Genomic DNA, 16,428 nt, shown 5'->3' on the forward strand with positions numbered 1-16,428 from the left:
TTTTATGCACGATGTTCTTTTAACCACTTCGTAATAGCATCTAACCGCGAAACATCAAAACGGCTCTTTTCACACACATTTAAACTGTTCAAACTGTTTACAATTTCTAATTCATTCGATTTTACATTTTTCGCGTCAATCATTTTGCAATACCCATCTGTAACGGTATTTAAATTTTCATAATAACGTTTAAACGATTTTGATATATGTAAATGTTTTTCAAAGTTTCTTCTTTTTTTCGTCTCGTCAGATTCTTTCCGTTTTCTAAGCTCTTCATCATTCGTATATAAATAGAAATATTGATCAGGAAATCCAATTTCCCTATTTATCAGCTTTTCTTTATAAAAGTTTTCTATTAAAGATAATGGCTGATTAAATATATCAAAATGGAAACACCAATTATAACTAAGTGGCTGATAAATATCGCCATCAAGTATTACTAATTCATATTGCTCTGACTTCTGCACTGCTATTTTCCAGCGCTCTACTTGCTTTTCAAAATACCATGTTCTATGTTCGTTTTTTGGTCTTTCAAATAAAACATTCACTTCAGGTATAATGTACGCACCATAATTTTTTTCTAACTCACGACACGTGCTGCTCTTACCAACCGCGCTCGCTCCCTCAAACGCTATAATCCCCATAGTTTCTCCCACTTTCATTAACTTAGATCTCGTTGTTTCGCTTTTCTCCCCCATAACTGTCTCCATAAAACAATGGAAGCGATAGAAAGCATGATTGTTGTGATGATACTACCCTCGATTCCGAACGAGCCTCCATGAAGGAATTCCGATCCTTTTGTTACAGGTTTAAAAAGTGGTGTAGAATACATTGCCATTCCACTAACTGCAAATCCGAATACGTTATATTGTGCCCAATTCCAAATGGAATGCCATGCGCATATCCCCCAAAGACTACTGTCTTTCAAAACGTAAATAGCTGCAAATACACCAACTAATATTATATTCGATATTGAAAGAATTGTAATACCTGGATTTAGTAAATGAAGAAAACCAAATAAAAAAGAAGTAACAACAATCCCGATCCATATACGGCTTCTTATTGAAAGGACTGGAAATAGCCATCCTCGAACAACAATCTCTTCTGTTGCACCTTGTATTAAAAAAGCAACTAAAGATCCCGCAATTCCAAGTATAGCGGTTGGTGTGATTTGTTGCATTTGTAGTTGTACATTACTTGTTAATAAAAGGAGCATGACTGGTATTGAAATGAAAACAAAACCTATTAATGCGCCTTTCAAATATTTTCTTATCCACTGATTTCTCCAAAACCCAATGGATGAAATCGATCTTTTCTCTACAAATCTAATCCATAAAAACACAAAAAATATAGCTCCACCAAACGTCAAGATCATCTCTATATCACTATAAATTGCCTTCATTAAAAGTGTTTCTGCTTTCGGTAAAAAAAGCATAAATAACATGAACAACTCACCTAAAGTTAAAAATACAATTGCAAGTATAACAGCGAATACTGGATGAACTTTTCTTCTTCCTTCTTTGGCTGCTTCAATTATTTTAAATTGAGTAAATTGCAATATTCTCGCCTCCATAACAAATATATAAATAATATATATCATTTCTCTAATGCAAATTTTCAATACAAATGTTCTCAGTTTAGCATAAACCCAAATTAGGAATAATATATAAATAAAAGAGATGTTTTTGTGACTTTTACCATTTTTCCCATCCTATTGCACACTGGTATTACCAGCACTTGCTATTTCCCACCATTTGTTGTAAGATAGTAATTAAGGTCAATTTAACACTATATTTTCTTTACATATTATCAAGTATCAATCAGGAACATTTTGTACGCCTTATTGGTTTTTGATAATATGTGAACTTTTATTTTTCATTCAAATAAGGCCGATCATATTGTAATCTTTTTAAATTTTAGGAGGCATTACCATGACATTAACAGGTAAAGTAAAATGGTTTAACAGCGAAAAAGGTTTCGGTTTCATCGAAGTTGCAGACGGTAACGACGTATTCGTTCACTTCTCAGCTATCACTGGCGACGGCTTCAAATCTCTTGACGAAGGTCAAGAAGTTAGCTTCGAAGTTGAAGACGGTAACCGTGGACCTCAAGCTAAAAACGTTGTAAAGCTATAATTTAAACAATAAAAAGGTTGTTACCAGCTCGGTTAACAACCTTTTTAATATATAACTAAAATTTTTTACATAAAAGGAGTGGTTATATGTATCGCAATCGAAAGAACGATGTAGCAGAAGTACCACCAGAACAAACCCCTGTCTGGGAATGTGAAGCAGAGGATTGTTTAGGATGGATGAGAAAGAACTTTTCATTTGAAGAAGAGCCTAAATGCCCTTTATGTAAAAGTAGCATGAAAAGTGGAGAACGTTTATTACCTAAATTAGGTTAATTTTTACTTAACCCCTCTTATAAAAGAGGGGTTTTTTATTATAAATTTGTATCCTCTACATCCGTTCGAACTATAGAATACAATAGTGCATCATGTTGCTTATTTCCTTGATGAATATATCCACGTAATAACCCTTCCTTATGAAAGCCTATTTTAGATAACATTTTACAAGAAGTAACATTTTCAGGGTATGTAATAGCTCCAATTCTAAATAAGCCTAAATCTTGAAATCCATAATGAATAATTTCCCCGGCCGCTTCTGACGCATAACCATTCCCCCAATAACGAGGATGTAAGTCATATCCAATTTCAGATCGTTTACTCCATAGTTGTAAATTATTTAATCCAATTGTACCTACTAAAGTATTTGTTTCTTTTAATACAATCCCCCATCGTATTGCCTTTTTCTCAAAGTAATTTTTTGAAAAAGATTCAATCATACGTGAAGCTTGTCCAAACTCCGTAAAGGAATTCATACCATAATAACATGTTACCTCATCCAATGAAAAGATTTCATATATTTTTTGACAATAAGATTGTTCTATCTCAACTAAACGCAAACGTTCAGTTTCTAATATAGGAAATGCCATAGAATCATTCCTTTCTTTCTACTCATTCATTATAGCAGAAAAAATATTTTAAATTAGGAAAGTCCTTAATGTCCCATTAATCAAATATTTCAAGAGAAGCTTATCCTCTTAATTCCATACGAACTAAGAGTAACCCTTCTTGCTTTTATATGATTAGAAAAAATAAAGAGATGATCAAAATACTATGACCATCTCTTTATTATCTATTTTCAAAAATTAATTGTTTTATTTTCATTTCCATCACTCTGCTCGTAATAATATGTATTATAATTTCGACTCCATACTCACTTTTCCCTTCTAAAATAACAACCTACCCCATACATTTATGGTAAAATATAGTTAAAATATAGTTTGTTATGGAGGTGTATATTTTCTATGTATATATTCATCGGTTTATCCCTCTTACTCATATTACTCATATTTTTATTTGCAAAAAAGTTCGCCCCAAACTCATTCATGATGACTAGTTTTAAAGGCAATAGCTTTAAGACATTTTCAATCAGCATTTTAATCGCCGCCACTCTTTCACTTTCCTATGGAATCTACCACGCAGCAACATATCAACCTAAACATTTAGATATCACATTACAAAATCAAAACTTTACTGTTTTCGGTAATGTTGGACATCTTGGATATTTCTCAGAAGAATTACTAAAAAAAGATACAGAAGCTGAACTACATTTTGCCTCTTGGGAAACAATGCAATTAAGTAATCCAGAAATAATAGTAAACTATCCTTCAGGTAAACAGGAAACATGGAAACCGAACATAACATTAATTCCTACCAATAAATTAAAAGAGAAACACGGTATAAAAAAGCTTTATCAACTCTCATCCTATTCATTTAAAGAGTCCGGAAATATAACATTAACGATTACTGAGAATAATACAACTAATAAAAAAATTCCCATTCAAGTGAAATAAATAAAATGTCCCTCCAGTATACTGGAGGGACATTTTATTTATATATGTATTCTATTTTGAAGGTTCCTTTAATGTTGCCATTATTTCATTTGCAGTGTTCTTTCCATTTCCAATGCATGCACCAATTCCCACACCGTAATAGGAAGCACCAGCTAAGTATACATTTGGATAAAGATCCGTCATTTTTTCTTGTAATGTTTGAACTGCTTGATTATGTTTTAAATGATATTTCGGCATTAAGTCTTTCCAATTTGTAACTTCAACTACTTCTGGTTCACCTTTAATTCCGAGACTCTTTTCAATATCATATAAAGCGACTCGTACTAATTCTTCTTCGCTATAATTTTTAATCGTTTCATATACCGGATTGGTACTCTTATAAAACATTCTTACTAATAGCTCTTGGTTTCCAGATGTATGTTTCCACTTTCGGCTTGTCCATGTACAAGCATCACACTGTAAATCACTATTCTCCGTTACGATAAATCCTGTGCCATCCGCCGGTAATTGTTCATCTAATATGTCAAATCCTAAGTAAATACTTATAAGAGATGAGTTTTTAAATGTATGGAACTGCTCGTTTAACTCATTAGACTGTAATAAAGTTTGTGCGATATCATGCGGAGCTGCTAAAACAACATAATCTGCTTGAATTGATTCATGATTTGCAAAGGAAATTTCATAGCGATCACCTTGTTTCTTTACAGCTGTCGTTATAGCACCTTTCTTAACTACTGTCTCAGTCAGCACTTCTTCTAAACAGTCAATAATCGTAGATAGTCCACCTTTAAATGATACGAACTTTTTGTTTCCTGCTGATTGAAACTGTTTTTTATTCTCTTCAAAACCTTTAATAATACTTCCATATTTATTTTTATAATCCAGTAAATACGGTAATGTCGATGCCATAGTAAGCTCATTTAATTTACCGGAATATACACCTGAAAGCACCGGAGCAATTTGTTTTTCTACTAACTCTTTCCCTAAAAAGCTTTCTAAAAATAGAGCAAGCGAAGTATCTTTTGTAAACTCTTTATTTTTCGTTATGAAATCTTTTAAAGCAACAATTTTCCCTTTCGTTGATACTAGCGTACTGCTAAACAACGACTCGACACTCATCGGTATGCCAAATATAGTGTCAGAAGGAATCGGATGTAAAGTATTATCAGAATATATGTAAGAAATACCCGTTTCGTTATATACCATTTCTTCTTCTAAATTCAAATCTTTTACAAGCGGTAAAACATGTTCATTACGAGCAACGATAGAATCTGCTCCTGACTCCATAATAAAATCCTTTTCTTCTATGCTATGGATTTTACCACCTAAGTACTCTTCTTTTTCTACAAGGATTAAATTTAAATCAATATTATTATCCTTTTTTAATTTTTCTAAATAAAACATAGTAGAAAGTCCTGTTATACCTCCACCGATAACAACAACTGTTTTCATATGTGCTGCGCTCCTAACCGATACAATTAATAATTCCTTTATTATTATACCCAAAAGTCCTTATATTCGACTAGCAGCTTGTGCATTCTGTAAGAAATTAGACAATATATTCGAATTTACATCTGAATTTCCAAATAAAAAAGAACTATAACATTTTCGCATCACGTCATAGTTCTTTCTATTTCAAAAACATAAAGTAATTAATCAATTTGTCTATTTCTTGGCTTAATGCCAGTACTTTTTCATGTTGAATTCCATAATCCGATACTAAATATAAAAGCTCTTCTTTTTTAATTTCTATTACTTTCTCTAATTTCACTAATTCCATGTCGTTTTATTTCTCTCCAATAATAAAATGTATGTATTTTAGTATAGCCTACTTACATAATTAGTAAAAGTAAAATACGCATGTAAAATCTTACAAATTTCAAAATAATATATTTTCAACAAAGAAATTTTTAATTTAGCCCTTTATACAGATCATTAGACTCCATTATGTATTAATAATAAATCGGAATTTCTCTAATGTTATATTTTTATATATTGGAGCTCTCTTTATATGATCAAAATAACTATATGAGAATTTAAAGACATGCCCGAAATCCCAATCAAATACACTATAATCTTTTAGCCAAAATTGATTTTCTGTTGGCAATGCATGAGCACGTTTAGATTCAATTAAAGGTAAACGATCTATAGGTGAGTGCAAGTTTATTTCACTATTCGACGTAAGATTTTGACTGCCACGTAACACGAATACTAGTTTTAACAGTGGACGTATCCCGCGATGGAATATATCCCTATGCCCTAAGTCATACATAATATTAATTGCATGAGAAAAAGTAAGTAAATGACCAATTAAATCATGATGCGATTCCGCTCTATAAATAATTTTAAATTGCGAGAGCTCCTTTAAAATAAACTTGGATACTTGTTTCGGATTTCTTAATTCACTTTCTATCACGTCATTTATATTTAATTGTTTTACTTCCTTCGTCGTAAAACCAATCCACGATCTACCTGGAATTGTTTTTTGAAACGATAATATAAGATTAGTAATCCCTTCAATCTCTTGATTATTACCCCATTTTTGTAACTCTTTCACAGCTAATAAACTTAATGCAGCATAAATGACATTATGCCCCACCCAATGAAGTTCATCAATTGTATGTTCCAATGATTTTATAATCATTTTTTCAGCACTTTGAAAATCAATTTCTTCTTTACTATCGATGACTTCACCTAAGTTTTGCTTGTTCAGCATCATTTTTGTTTGGGAATACATACTACGAGTCACTTCTTCTTCCGGATTATTATCTTTCATAAAGAAATAACTAGCAATTGCAGCTGCTCCGAAATGTGCATGCCAAATATCATTTGTTTGTTTTTTACATTGAGAAATAATTGAAAGGCCACTTTTTAAAACTGTTTTATTTTCCATCTATCTATCCCCCGTAATAAAAATCACTTTATACTCATCCTAAAGATGGCGTCAATACAAATAAAATATGATTGGATTCATCACTTTTATTTAAAAATCGATGCTTCACGTTTGGCGGTATACGTACAACGTCACCTTCTTCTAAAAAATATTCTTTTCCTTCTAATTCCACATACACTTCTCCTTTCATAACAACAGCAATTTCTTCCTTATCTTCATGTGAATAATGACTTTCCGTTGTTCTTGCTTGTTTATTTAAATCCATCATTAACATTTCAATACGTGCTTTCATAAAATCGGGTGTTAATACATCATATACAATGTGATCATTGTTCTCCCGATATACTTTTTTTCGATCTTTTTTCTTAGAAATGAGTGAATCTGTATCAATCTCATTAATAAAAAGTGTAAATAGCGGTACATTTAATGCTTTCGCAATTAATTCCAATACACTTAAAGAAGGATTCGCATACCCTCGTTCAATTTGACTAATTAGTGAAGTACTAATTCCTGCATAATCAGCAAATTCCCGAATTGTCATATTATTTTTCTTACGATAACTTAATACAGTTTGTCCGAGTCTATCATGTATCATAGTAAAAACTTCCTTTCGTCCATCATATTGCATGTTTCGTTGTCTTTGTTCTGACATAGTAAACAAAGGTAAATAATCCTTTCCTATCGCCTCAGGGACTTATATACTTACCTTTGTACATTATATCGTATAAAGTTCATTATAATAAACATTGTATCGGAGGCACAAACTGTGAAATCACCTATTCTTTCATATTGCATCTTATTTTTCGGCGTATTTGCCCTATCAACTTCAGCGATTTTTGTAAAATTAGCAGAAGCTCCTGCAGCTATCATTGCTTTTTATCGATTATTCTTTGCTGCACTAATTCTGTTACCCTTTTTACTTTTTAGTAAAAATAATCGAAGCGAGCTAAAAACAGTAACAAGAAGACAATGGGTATTCGGATTCATATCTGGTCTCTTTTTAGCTGCACATTATGTACTTTGGTTCGAATCATTACAATATACTTCTGTAGCAAGTTCTACAGTTATCGTAACGTTACAACCTTTATTCTCAATGATTGGCGGTTACTTTCTATTTAAAGAGAGATTTACGAAAGGAGCGATTATTGGTTGCCTCATCGCTATTTCAGGAAGTATCGTTATCGGATGGCAAGACTTCCAAATTAGTGGAGAAGCTTTATACGGAGATATTTTAGCGTTTATTGCGGCTGGAATTATTACAGCTTACTTTTTCATTAGCCAACATGTTCGTAAAGATTTATCACTTATTCCGTATTCCGTAATTAGTTATGGAAGTAGCGCCTGTTTTCTTGGTTTATTTGCCTACATGCAAAACGAATCTTTCATCTACTACTCTACACAAACTTGGGTTTGCTTTATTGGCTTAGCTTTCATTGCTACGATTTTAGGTCAGACTATATTCAATTGGTTACTAAAATGGATGAGCGCTACTGTTATTTCTATGAGTATTTTAGGAGAAACGATTGGAACTTGTATACTAGCGTACTTTATATTAGAAGAGACTATTTCTTTACAACAATCACTGGGAATTTCAATTATTTTCATTGGATTAGCATTATTTTTATTACAATCAAAACTGCCTAATCACAACTAACAAATAAAAAAGCATGACATTGATTTGTCATGCTTTTTATTGCTGCGTAGATTGATCCATCTGTTTTTGTTTCAATCTTTGTTCTAAAACATGAATCATAAACAGGAAATGTTCTGCTTCTCTTGTAACGTGATCAGCCAACAGAGGGTTGATAACATTTCGAATTTGGCACGTTTGAATTAGTTCTAATCCTGCTTTTTTGAAATTCCTTAACTCCACTGTCGCATTTTCGCTATCTTTATTCATTTTACCAATAATTGGATAGGTCGGTTCTTTTTTGTATAGCATAGATTCAACATCTCTAGCTTGGTTTAATAACACCTCAAAATCATCTCCGAACTTCAATGCTTTATGAACTAGGTTTCTCTCCGATTGATCCAATAATGAAGCAATAAAACGGGAATGCTCCATCATAATGCGCAACCAAAATACATTCTCACTAATGATCGCATCTTGAATAGGGTCCATTTTCCCTTCGTTAAACTTTTGAAGTGTTCGCATAAAATATTCTGCTTCTCTTGCAATGTGATCTACTAAAAGCGGAAAATTAAAACCTTTCACCTTACAATTAATAATTAAAATGAGTAAATTTCTTTTATAATTACGAAAAGCATATACGAGTTGAATACTTTCTTCATTTAATTGCCTAACCGCTTGAACTGTTTGCGGAATCGTAAACGCTTTTTGCAAATGTCGATCAAACAGATTATAAAATTGGTCTACCTGCTGAATTAAATTTTTATCATTTCGATTAAATCCTTCACCAAGAAACAATGCATGCTCTTTCATTATACGTAACCAAAATCTATTTTCTGTTAAAGATCGTTCAATAAATAATTGTTCAGTTAAGGATTCAGATGGAGCCGCTTTTAATTCTGGCGGCAACAGCATAGCACGCTGTTCATCCATTACGAAATGTCCAGGAATAGGTTGCTCTGTCGACAATCCAATCACTCCTTATTCCTTGAATGCATTAATATGCTATGTATAGAAATATATATAATTTAAATGTACTTATGTAATGTAGTGCATTGTTCAAGGTGCAATAATTTATACCCATGCATATATCTGATGCATGTTCCATCTAGCACTGTAGTTGTCTGAGTCATAATTACAGAATTGAGTATAAAATTTCTATTTCATTCTTCCTGTTCACAGAAATAAATACTATTAAGTAATATGCATTTCAAACTAAAATGATTCCTAACATATCAACCATTATTAATTATTCGTTCTTCTAATAGCAAAAAAAGCATGGCAAATATTAACCATACTTTTTATGTTAAAGCAACAGTCTTAATTTACAATTTTATTTATTATGTACAATTAAACCATCTGGTCTAAAACGACTCATCATAATTTCATTAATAAACTTTCCGTGGGCCTTCAAATTCGCTATCTTTACTCCCTCTTCTACAAATCCGAATTTTTCATATAGAGATTTCGCATTAGGATTCGTTTCTAAAACACCTAATTCCACTCTCTCTAACATTAACCAATTATCAGCTAAATCAAGCATTTTTGTAAGAAGTGCTTTCCCAATGCCTTTATTATGAAATTCACTATCTACCCCTATAAATAAATCACCCGAATGAGATCTACGTCCTGGGTTTTGGGTTAATCCAACAAATCCAACAACTTCTCCATCATACTCCGCAACAAATTCAAATTGATTTGGTGCTAAATTTCGAATTCTATTTTCCATCGCATCTACACGCATGCTAGGTAAGAAAACCATATAAGGTAAAACGTTATCTTGTATGCATATACGATGAATGGCTCTAGCATCTTGTATTTCTACCGCTCTTACTTTGATCCCCATAATTTCTTCCCTCCATATTCATAACAATACATATATATTCTCTAGCTCCCCACATAAAACCCCTTCTTAACTTCATTTCTTTATGTTATTTTTACATAATTATTTTAGAATAATATTCGTTTTTCTATCAACTTATCAACAATTTTATGCTGGTTAACTCTTTACTTTATTATATAACTCAAGCAGGTTTTCAATTGAAATACCATTTATTTTCATACCGGTTATATCACAATTTTCTATTTCCATATTCTTTAGATTACTATTACTTATCGTACTACCTTCTAAATCACATTTATCGAATAAAATTGGTTCTTTATCATCTTCAAGACTTATATTTTTGAATTGCACTCCACCTAATGTCACCAAATTAAATTTACCACCAGAAAGATTTAAATCTGCAAATAAAGACCTTTTAAAATTTATATTTCTAAACTTTGATTGACTTACATTACAATTACTCACATTCATATGCATTATATTACTACCGACAAATACACTATTTTTTAAATTTACTTGATAATATTCTGTATTAACCAGATTACAGTTTTCGTATTGGCTATTTTTCAAATCTTCATTTTTAATTAGATTCTCTTCAACTGGCTCTACAGTTATTCTTTTTACATAACAATACTCATCTTCAGATTTAAAAATTATTTCATAACCCATTTTTTTATAAAAATGATGATTATTAATTTGTCTACTAGATGTTTCAAGATCCCAAATCCTTACACTTTTGAATTTCTCTTCTATTAAATTAATAACTTGCGACCCTATTCCTTTTCCTTGATATTTAGGATCTACAAAAATACGATCAATTCTACCGTATGATTTACCAGAAATCGTAACTATAATTCCCCCTATTATTTCTTCGTCCATTATTACTTTGAAAGAATCCAGTTCTTTAATCGAATATCTCATCATTTCAACTGAAGAATACCCCGGTGGTTGGATGTTATAGTCAATTACATCATCTTGACAGCATAACCATCGTTTTGCTTCTTCATCAAATGTTCTTGTCATTATTTCTGTTAACTTTTCGGCATCTAAAATTGTAGTTTTTTCTATAGATATCATTGTCATTTTTGTTTTCCCCTTCATTGTTACAAAATAATAAGTTTTGCGAACGATATAGATATAAAATAAAGAAAATTAAAATTAATCTATTTATATACCATTAAACTACAAATCGACCCATTTTTTCCACTGTAACTTAGTATTAATGAATAAAAAAGAGACCATGTAATAAACACGGTCACTTCTTTTATTCATTTTTAATTGTGCATATTTAAAAATTACATATTACTTAAGCCACTCGTTACAACTATTACTTAACTTCTGTAAATCCTCTATAAATCGACTCGCATGATATCCATCACAAACCGAATGGTGGACTTGCAATGAAATTGGTAGTATAACCTTATTATCTTCATTAAAATATTTTCCACAAGTTATAATTGGCAATAGAAAATCACCATCATTATTAATATTCAGATTAAATCCAGTAAAACTAGACCAAGGTATGCTAGAGATTGGAAAAGCATTTGGCGGAATATTCTCTTTCGTGAAGAGACCATGAACATTAGCATAGCATCTCATATCTTCTTCATAATTTTTATAGAAAATGTGGAAATCACTAGAATAATCCGTCCATATACTTGAAAAAGATTTATCATCTTTATGGAAGATTGTATAACTTGGTATCATTTTCTCCCAATAGCCTAAAACTCCTTCATCGTTAAAACATGTTCGAAATTCTTTATGATTATTTACTACTCTAGAAATTAAATATATAAAAACGGGATAAAATTTTATTCCCTTTTGCTGTAATTCCTCTAATAACATCGTGATATCAATATTCACCGTCATACTAAACGTACATTTCAACTTTAAATAATGTTCAAAATACTGCTCTCTATGCCAATTTTCTCTGTCAATTATATGAAAACTCATTTTAATAGCCTCCTAAAATTTTATTTTTTATTTTAGAAGGCTAACTTTCTTGTTCTCACCACACCTGTTCACTCCTTACAATTTAAATTTATCCTCAAGTTTTTTATTTAATTATATAACATCAACAAAAATCCATTCACATATTTATTGAAATCCAACCACATACTATTAATAAATCAACTGACGTTTGGAGGGGTAAAACATGAATAACAAAAATGTAAATAAAAAAGAAAATGTTACCGAAAACGCTACACCTATTCAGAATAATAATACTGCAAACCTTAATGTGGAAGAACAAGCAATGAACGGCTTATATGGAATGCCAGAAACCGCTATTGAAGATGCTGATCACGCTGAAACTGAAGATTTGACTTCAAAAAATTAATGAAATACATAAAAGAAAGCCAAGGAAAATATCCTTGGCTTTCTTAACTATGCATCCACCTTTTGTACTTCTTCACTCTTTCTCGAAAGTTTCCCTGGCCAAAAAGCAAAACGCCCTAGAACAACTGTAATTGCTGGTACAAGTAACGGTCTAACAATAAACGTATCTAGTAGTACACCAATTGCAGTTACGATACCAAATTGAACGAGAACTTGAATTGGAAGTGTACCTAATACCGCAAAAGTTCCTGCTAAAATTAAACCTGCTGATGTAATGACACTACCTGTTTGTATAACCCCATTTTTTACTGCATCCAAATGATTTTGTGTCTTTCTATTTTTCCATATTTCTGAAACCATAAAGATATTATAATCTTCACCTAAAGCAACTAAAAATACGAATGCGTATAACGGTATCGCACCTTGAATGGCCGGCGCTCCCATACCGAAGTGAAGTAATATCCATCCGGCGCCTAATGCCGAGAAGAATGATAAAACGACAGTTACAATTAAATAAATCATCGCGACAATTGATCGTAAGTAAACAAGTAACAATAACGCTATAATACTAATCATTACTGGAATAATAACCGCTTCATCACGTTCCGTAATTTGCTTTGTATCGTATAATGACGCCGTTTCTCCGCCAATCCACAATTGATCTTCAGCATTACTAATCTCTGCATCTTTTAATACTTTTTCTACACTGTTTTTCAATTTAGGGATTTGATCTAACGCTTCAATTGAGTATGGATTTTCAGCTAAAGAAACCTCATACATTTTAATTTGCTTATTTTCTTTACCCTCTTTTGGATCTTTCACAGTTTTTACGAAAGAAAATTTCTCTATTTCTTGTTTAATAGGAAGCTCTTTTCCTTTCGTATCAACAACTACTTTTACTGGCGCTAGTTCACCCGCAGAGAAATGATCACTAATTAACGTAAACCCTTCACGGGAAGGCATATCTTTAGGAAACGATTCTAATAAGTCATATGTGTATTGAATACGTGGTACAAATGATGCCAATCCACCTAATACAAATACAGTGAGCATAATTATTGTCCACGGTCTTCGTACTACAACATCTCCAAGTTTTTCACTAAAGGCACCTTTTGATTTTTTAACTTTTACTACTTTCTTTTTCTTTCTTATTAATTCCTCATTCATTGAAGTTGTTCTCGGTATAAATGGGAAGAATGCAGCTCTACCGAAAATTAATAATAACGCTGGTAAAATTGTTAAAGCAGCAATTCCCATTATGAATACAGCAACACTAAATGGCACTGCAAATCGATGAAAGGCACCATAATGAGCGAGTAATAATGTTCCTAATCCTAGTACAACAGTTAACGCACTCATTATAATTGCCCCGCCAGAAGCTTTAATTGCAAGTTGCAATGCCTTATATTTATTTTCTTCTTCCAACAAGTACTCTCGATATCTTGAAATTAAAAATAAACAATAGTCCGTTCCAGCACCAAACAATAATACTGTCATAATTGAAATCGCTTGGGCATCTACTTTAATCCATCCGTGATCAGCTAAAAAACCGAGTGTAGGACTAATAATACCGTATGCAAAGCCAACAACAAGTAAAGGTAAAATTGCTAAAATTGGTGAACGGTACAGTAAAATTAATAAGACTAATACGAGTAGTACAGTAGCAACTAATAACTTCACATCAGCTTGACTAAATAAGCTAACCGCATCTGTTTGAATACCTACTGGTCCAGATAATCGAACATGTAAACCAGAATCACTTATTTTTTGTTTGAATGGATCTTTATCGACCTTACTATTCACTATGTTTCTTACATCTTCAAGATTTCCTTTTAATATATCTGTTCCAGCAGACTTATTAAAAAATACTGGTGTAACAAATGATGTACCATCTTTTGATGCACTTTTTGATAATACTTGTTCCGGAATTGTATCAAATGGTGGTAACGTTGATTGTTCCTTTAAAGGACTGGCCTTTAATTCTTTATAAACGTCTTGTATGAGTTTATAATCCTGTGACTGTAATCCACCATCCCTATACCATACTACTAACAAAGGGTTTCCTGCATTATTCGGAAACTCTTTGTTCATAAGTGCTTCCGCTTGCTGCGACATAGCTGTTTCAGGTAAATTTTTCGGATTCGGTTCTTTCGTACTGTTTACTTGTGGCAAAGTAAATGAAAGTAGTAATGTAATAAGAATCCAAATCGATAAAGTGATCCATTGTGTATTTTTCCCTGCTACAAGCCTCCCTAACATATGTAACCGGTGCTTTTTCATAAAAACCCACCTTCCTTTTTTCCTCTAATATTAATTATATATACTGGTCGGTTAATTAATCAAGAATGAATAAAAATTTGTGTTATAATTATCTCAACAATACATGTCAGGAGCGAATGGATTTGGAACAAAAACAACGTCCCCTCGGAAGGCCTCGTCAGAATAAAAATACAAAATCTACAAAAGAAACTATTTTAGAAGTGGCAACTCGGTTATTTCTTACTCAAAATTATCAAGTCGTTTCCATGGATGAAGTCGCAAAAGTTTGTGGTGTTACGAAAGCAACCGTCTACTATTACTATTCAACAAAAGCAGATTTATTTACCGCTACTATGATTCAAATGATGGTACGTATACGCGAGAATATGTCTCAAATCCTTTCTACAAATAAGACTTTAAAAGAAAGATTATTGGACTTCGCTAAAGTCTACTTACACGCAACGATGGATATTGATATGAAGAATTTTATGAAAGATGCAAAACTGTCGTTATCTGAAGAACAATTGAAGCAATTAAAAAATGCTGAAGACAACATGTATGAAGTATTAGAAAAAGCACTTGATCATGCAATGCAAATTGGAGAAATCCCAAAAGGCAACGCTAAGTTTGCGGCTCATGCATTCGTATCTTTATTATCAATTGGGAATTTTAAAGATGAGAATCACAATCCCATTATTGCTAATATAGATGAATTAGCACAAGAAATCGTTTCTTTTTATTGGAACGGATTAGGCCGTTAATATTACATGGGTTTCCTTTAATAAAAAAGCATGTTTGTATTTCTTCAAACATGCCTTTTTATATACTAATAATTAGATTATATTTTAGCATTAATTAACAAAAATATACTTATCTTCATCTTCTACAATTTTTTAATTTGTTCATGTATATTCTCCTTACATAATCCCCCGTGATAACAAACTACAGTTTCAATTTCTAAATTTAAATACTTCTTCAAAGACTGCTGCGCTTCCTTAACATTTAAAGTAGTTAGGGCGTGAATTCCTCTTAACTTTCCATTCACACTATACATAGAATCTCCTGCAATAAGAGTTTTACTTTGTTTCAAATATAAACTAATATGGCCCGGTGTATGCCCTGGAGTATGTAGAATTAGTATCCCACCGCAATACGAAAGTTCTTGCCCGTCAATCACAGTATTACTCACTTTTCCTTTTGGTGGATTCTCGACTTTTCCATCTTTCAATAAAGGTAAATCTCCCTCAATATATGGCTTATCTAACTCGTGCGCATAAACTTTAATATTACTTCCACAGCGTTGCAATAACTCTGGAAGACTACCTATATGATCTATATCCTGATGCGTCAAAATCACGACTTTTAACTTATCAAATGATACCCCAACTCTCTCCATCTCTATTTGTATATCTTCAAATTGTCCAGGAAAACCAGTATCTATTAAAACTGCCATTTCATCATCCCATAAAAGAATTGGGTGAATAATAAATTCTTGAAACTCAAGTTGTAACATTTCTACCCCTTTAGCAATCTCCATACAGCAAT

At 32.0% G+C, this 16,428-nt stretch carries 19 protein-coding genes; 6 read left to right on the forward strand and 13 right to left on the reverse strand.

Translation table 11 applies throughout. The features are described from left to right. Positions 1–2: 2 nt before the first annotated feature. Positions 3–698: a chloramphenicol acetyltransferase gene (locus ACTFOB_RS02430; RefSeq protein WP_440032710.1), complete on the reverse strand. Its 696-nt coding sequence runs from the start codon at positions 696–698 to the stop codon at positions 3–5. Next, entirely contained in the window at positions 662–1,558 is an 897-nt protein-coding gene (locus ACTFOB_RS02435; RefSeq protein ID WP_440024309.1) for a CPBP family intramembrane glutamic endopeptidase, read from the reverse strand. Before ACTFOB_RS02435 ends, ACTFOB_RS02430 begins: the two co-directional genes overlap by 37 nt. A 373-nt stretch (positions 1,559–1,931) precedes the next feature. Between ACTFOB_RS02435 and cspD the strand changes: the two genes are divergently transcribed. Together cspD and ACTFOB_RS02445 are read left to right on the forward strand one after the other, a co-directional pair. After that, positions 1,932–2,135 (forward strand): cold-shock protein CspD, encoded by a 204-nt coding sequence (gene cspD / locus ACTFOB_RS02440; RefSeq protein WP_000176365.1) that lies wholly within the window; start codon positions 1,932–1,934, stop codon positions 2,133–2,135. Positions 2,136–2,221: 86 nt separating this feature from the next. Beyond that, positions 2,222–2,407, forward strand: coding sequence for a cold-shock protein (locus ACTFOB_RS02445; protein ID WP_000286198.1), 186 nt, complete (start codon positions 2,222–2,224; stop codon positions 2,405–2,407). Between the two features lie 38 nt (positions 2,408–2,445). Here ACTFOB_RS02445 and ACTFOB_RS02450 read toward each other — a convergent pair whose 3' ends face one another. Beyond that, positions 2,446–2,997, reverse strand: coding sequence for a GNAT family N-acetyltransferase (locus ACTFOB_RS02450; protein WP_440024310.1), 552 nt, complete (start codon positions 2,995–2,997; stop codon positions 2,446–2,448). 375 nt (positions 2,998–3,372) lie between these two features. Here ACTFOB_RS02450 and ACTFOB_RS02455 point away from each other — a divergent pair, with 375 nt between their 5' ends. Further along, entirely contained in the window at positions 3,373–3,921 is a 549-nt protein-coding gene (locus ACTFOB_RS02455; protein WP_440024312.1) for a hypothetical protein, read from the forward strand. A 51-nt stretch (positions 3,922–3,972) separates the two neighbouring features. Here ACTFOB_RS02455 and ACTFOB_RS02460 read toward each other — a convergent pair whose 3' ends face one another. The 4 genes from ACTFOB_RS02460 to ACTFOB_RS02475 form a co-directional block, all read right to left on the reverse strand. After that, on the reverse strand, positions 3,973–5,373 hold the full coding sequence (locus ACTFOB_RS02460; RefSeq protein ID WP_151630349.1) for a protoporphyrinogen oxidase: 1,401 nt from the start codon (positions 5,371–5,373) through the stop codon (positions 3,973–3,975). A gap of 178 nt (positions 5,374–5,551) precedes the next feature. Beyond that, positions 5,552–5,701, reverse strand: a complete 150-nt coding sequence (locus tag ACTFOB_RS02465; RefSeq protein WP_000424361.1) for an aspartyl-phosphate phosphatase Spo0E family protein — start codon at positions 5,699–5,701, stop codon at positions 5,552–5,554. 165 nt (positions 5,702–5,866) lie between these two features. After that, entirely contained in the window at positions 5,867–6,814 is a 948-nt protein-coding gene (locus ACTFOB_RS02470; RefSeq protein ID WP_440024314.1) for a hypothetical protein, read from the reverse strand. 34 nt (positions 6,815–6,848) lie between these two features. Beyond that, entirely contained in the window at positions 6,849–7,409 is a 561-nt protein-coding gene (locus ACTFOB_RS02475) for a helix-turn-helix domain-containing protein (protein ID WP_440024316.1), read from the reverse strand. 171 nt (positions 7,410–7,580) lie between these two features. Here ACTFOB_RS02475 and ACTFOB_RS02480 point away from each other — a divergent pair, with 171 nt between their 5' ends. Further along, entirely contained in the window at positions 7,581–8,468 is an 888-nt protein-coding gene (locus ACTFOB_RS02480; protein WP_440024318.1) for a DMT family transporter, read from the forward strand. Between the two features lie 36 nt (positions 8,469–8,504). Here the strand turns inward: ACTFOB_RS02480 and ACTFOB_RS02485 are convergent, their stop codons facing one another. The 4 genes from ACTFOB_RS02485 to catA form a co-directional block, all read right to left on the reverse strand. After that, positions 8,505–9,413: a DUF2935 domain-containing protein gene (locus ACTFOB_RS02485; RefSeq protein ID WP_151630344.1), complete on the reverse strand. Its 909-nt coding sequence runs from the start codon at positions 9,411–9,413 to the stop codon at positions 8,505–8,507. A gap of 364 nt (positions 9,414–9,777) precedes the next feature. Beyond that, entirely contained in the window at positions 9,778–10,290 is a 513-nt protein-coding gene (locus ACTFOB_RS02490; RefSeq protein WP_440024320.1) for a GNAT family N-acetyltransferase, read from the reverse strand. A 153-nt stretch (positions 10,291–10,443) separates the two neighbouring features. Next, the gene (locus ACTFOB_RS02495; RefSeq protein WP_440024322.1) at positions 10,444–11,388 is read right to left on the reverse strand and encodes a GNAT family N-acetyltransferase; all 945 of its coding nucleotides are present in this window, start codon (positions 11,386–11,388) and stop codon (positions 10,444–10,446) included. Positions 11,389–11,589: 201 nt separating this feature from the next. Further along, the gene (catA, locus tag ACTFOB_RS02500; RefSeq protein WP_440024324.1) at positions 11,590–12,240 is read right to left on the reverse strand and encodes a type A chloramphenicol O-acetyltransferase; all 651 of its coding nucleotides are present in this window, start codon (positions 12,238–12,240) and stop codon (positions 11,590–11,592) included. A 202-nt stretch (positions 12,241–12,442) separates the two neighbouring features. On the opposite strand from catA, the gene ACTFOB_RS02505 reads away from it, so the two are divergent. Further along, entirely contained in the window at positions 12,443–12,625 is a 183-nt protein-coding gene (locus ACTFOB_RS02505; protein ID WP_151630340.1) for a DUF4021 domain-containing protein, read from the forward strand. A 47-nt stretch (positions 12,626–12,672) separates the two neighbouring features. On the opposite strand, the gene ACTFOB_RS02510 is transcribed toward ACTFOB_RS02505, so the two are convergent. Further along, a complete protein-coding gene (locus tag ACTFOB_RS02510; protein ID WP_440024326.1) occupies positions 12,673–14,904 on the reverse strand; it encodes an MMPL family transporter in 2,232 nt (743 codons plus the stop codon). 116 nt (positions 14,905–15,020) lie between these two features. On the opposite strand from ACTFOB_RS02510, the gene ACTFOB_RS02515 reads away from it, so the two are divergent. Next, positions 15,021–15,644 (forward strand): TetR/AcrR family transcriptional regulator, encoded by a 624-nt coding sequence (locus tag ACTFOB_RS02515; protein WP_440024328.1) that lies wholly within the window; start codon positions 15,021–15,023, stop codon positions 15,642–15,644. 122 nt (positions 15,645–15,766) lie between these two features. Here the strand turns inward: ACTFOB_RS02515 and ACTFOB_RS02520 are convergent, their stop codons facing one another. Beyond that, a complete protein-coding gene (locus ACTFOB_RS02520) occupies positions 15,767–16,420 on the reverse strand; it encodes an MBL fold metallo-hydrolase (RefSeq protein WP_440024329.1) in 654 nt (217 codons plus the stop codon). Positions 16,421–16,428 lie beyond the last annotated feature (8 nt).

This window comes from Bacillus cereus group sp. MYBK79-1, from assembly GCF_051915365.1.
Classification (GTDB): domain Bacteria; phylum Bacillota; class Bacilli; order Bacillales; family Bacillaceae_G; genus Bacillus_A.

Bases quoted from the DNA above. Each gene is read 5' to 3' on its own strand.
- cspD (WP_000176365.1), top strand. From the start codon at position 1,932: ATGACATTAACAGGTAAAGTAAAATGGTTTAACAGCGAAAAAGGTTTC.
- ACTFOB_RS02520 (WP_440024329.1), bottom strand. From the start codon at position 16,420: ATGGAGATTGCTAAAGGGGTAGAAATGTTACAACTTGAGTTTCAAGAA.
- ACTFOB_RS02515 (WP_440024328.1), top strand. From the start codon at position 15,021: ATGGATTTGGAACAAAAACAACGTCCCCTCGGAAGGCCTCGTCAGAAT.
- ACTFOB_RS02490 (WP_440024320.1), bottom strand. From the start codon at position 10,290: ATGGGGATCAAAGTAAGAGCGGTAGAAATACAAGATGCTAGAGCCATT.
- ACTFOB_RS02430 (WP_440032710.1), bottom strand. From the start codon at position 698: ATGGGGGAGAAAAGCGAAACAACGAGATCTAAGTTAATGAAAGTGGGA.
- catA (WP_440024324.1), bottom strand. From the start codon at position 12,240: ATGAGTTTTCATATAATTGACAGAGAAAATTGGCATAGAGAGCAGTAT.
- ACTFOB_RS02445 (WP_000286198.1), top strand. From the start codon at position 2,222: ATGTATCGCAATCGAAAGAACGATGTAGCAGAAGTACCACCAGAACAA.
- ACTFOB_RS02450 (WP_440024310.1), bottom strand. From the start codon at position 2,997: ATGGCATTTCCTATATTAGAAACTGAACGTTTGCGTTTAGTTGAGATA.
- ACTFOB_RS02475 (WP_440024316.1), bottom strand. From the start codon at position 7,409: ATGATACATGATAGACTCGGACAAACTGTATTAAGTTATCGTAAGAAA.
- ACTFOB_RS02510 (WP_440024326.1), bottom strand. From the start codon at position 14,904: ATGAAAAAGCACCGGTTACATATGTTAGGGAGGCTTGTAGCAGGGAAA.
- ACTFOB_RS02505 (WP_151630340.1), top strand. From the start codon at position 12,443: ATGAATAACAAAAATGTAAATAAAAAAGAAAATGTTACCGAAAACGCT.
- ACTFOB_RS02465 (WP_000424361.1), bottom strand. From the start codon at position 5,701: ATGGAATTAGTGAAATTAGAGAAAGTAATAGAAATTAAAAAAGAAGAG.
- ACTFOB_RS02460 (WP_151630349.1), bottom strand. From the start codon at position 5,373: ATGAAAACAGTTGTTGTTATCGGTGGAGGTATAACAGGACTTTCTACT.
- ACTFOB_RS02455 (WP_440024312.1), top strand. From the start codon at position 3,373: ATGTATATATTCATCGGTTTATCCCTCTTACTCATATTACTCATATTT.
- ACTFOB_RS02470 (WP_440024314.1), bottom strand. From the start codon at position 6,814: ATGGAAAATAAAACAGTTTTAAAAAGTGGCCTTTCAATTATTTCTCAA.
- ACTFOB_RS02495 (WP_440024322.1), bottom strand. From the start codon at position 11,388: ATGAAGGGGAAAACAAAAATGACAATGATATCTATAGAAAAAACTACA.